This is a genomic window from Oleiphilus sp. HI0128 (assembly GCF_001635365.1).
Genome location: NZ_LWGG01001595.1, coordinates 1 through 1,392, shown reverse-complemented (window position 1 = coordinate 1,392; position 1,392 = coordinate 1). Strand labels below are relative to the sequence as shown.

At 44.8% G+C, this 1,392-nt stretch carries 2 pseudogenes; both read left to right on the top strand.

The features are described from left to right. A pseudogene (locus tag A3763_RS27820) lies at positions 1-143 on the top strand (urea ABC transporter substrate-binding protein); the annotation flags it as partial. A 158-nt stretch (positions 144-301) separates the two neighbouring features. Then, positions 302-1,392, top strand: a pseudogene (locus tag A3763_RS26145) (urea ABC transporter permease subunit UrtB); the annotation flags it as partial.

Sequence of the window (1,392 nt, the reverse complement as noted above, 5' to 3'; positions counted from 1 at the left end):
GGGAAACTAACGGTGAAGTAATTGGTGATGCTTGGTCTAACTACCTACCAGGTTCTAAAGACCTAATTGCTGACTGGACTGACCCGGTTAAGTGCGGCAACTTTAATACTAAAACAGCTAAGTGTTCTGGTCAGAACTTCTAAGACCTGAGCTTTAGCTAGCCGGAAACATTTATTCGGCAACTTAAAAGGGGAGCACTGTCCGGTGCTCCTCATTTCTAAACCTACAACCCCGTAATTTCCCTATGATGTTTGGCTTCAGATCATATCTGAACAGACACAACAGGGAAGTTGCGTGTTAAATGAACCTAAAATGGAGTACAGCGGTGAGAATCCTGCCCTTTATTCTTGCGATAATGTTTAGCTTGGTGTTCAACCAAAGCTATGCGGCATCGAACGCCGAGAACAGTCCAAGCACTGTTGCGACAGCAATAGATAGCGAAACCCAAGCGCTCTTAAGCAAACTGACGAAAGCCAAGCTTAAGAAGATTATTCCGATCTTGAAAGACTTGGAAGCACACGCAGGGGAAACCTTGCTCCCCATGTTTCAGGTGATGCTAAAGGGGCAGCTTCATTATCTTAAGAAAGACCGTAACTCACTTATGTCGGTGAAAAAAGTTGATGGCGAAAAAGTCTTTCACGAAGTTTTCACCGGTGCTGAGTTAGAGCCATTGAAAAAGAAACTCTACAAGAAAGTTCGTGTGAATAACAAAGTGCGCTCTTATCTCCGTGGGGCAATTGCACGTATTCAGCTAAGTGCAAAGGACCCAGAGTTGCGTCTTTCAGCGCTCACTTCTTTACTATCAAGTTTGGATGAAAGCCTGATTGAAGCCATTCAAGCAGTGAAAGTGTCTGAGCAAGATGAAGAAGTATTGGAAATGATGGGGGTTGCACTTGCTATTTATGCCTTAGAAAACAGCAAAGTTCGCGAAGAACGACTGGCGTCAATTGAAACCCTGGCAGGTCGTTTGGAAAATGAGATTAAGAATCTGCTCGCCAAAATTGTTGAAAATGATAGTGATGAAGTCGTTGTGGCGGCGGCACAAAAGGCGTTAACACTGATTGAAGATCGAGTCGCTAACTTTCAGTTTGTCGATAAGCTCTTTTTCGGATTGAGCTTAGGTTCTGTCCTTTTGCTTGCTGCAATTGGCCTGGCAATTACCTTTGGCGTTATGGGCGTTATTAATATGGCGCATGGTGAGATGATCATGCTGGGCGCTTATACCACTTATGTGGTTCAGTTGCTGATGCCGAATGCTATCGACTATTCGATTTGGGTCGCTATTCCGGCAGCTTTCCTAGTGTCGGGCTTTGTTGGCATCTGTATAGAGCGAGGCGTAATTCGTCATCTTCACGGTCGTCCGCTTGAAACGTTACTGGCAACCTTTGGTAT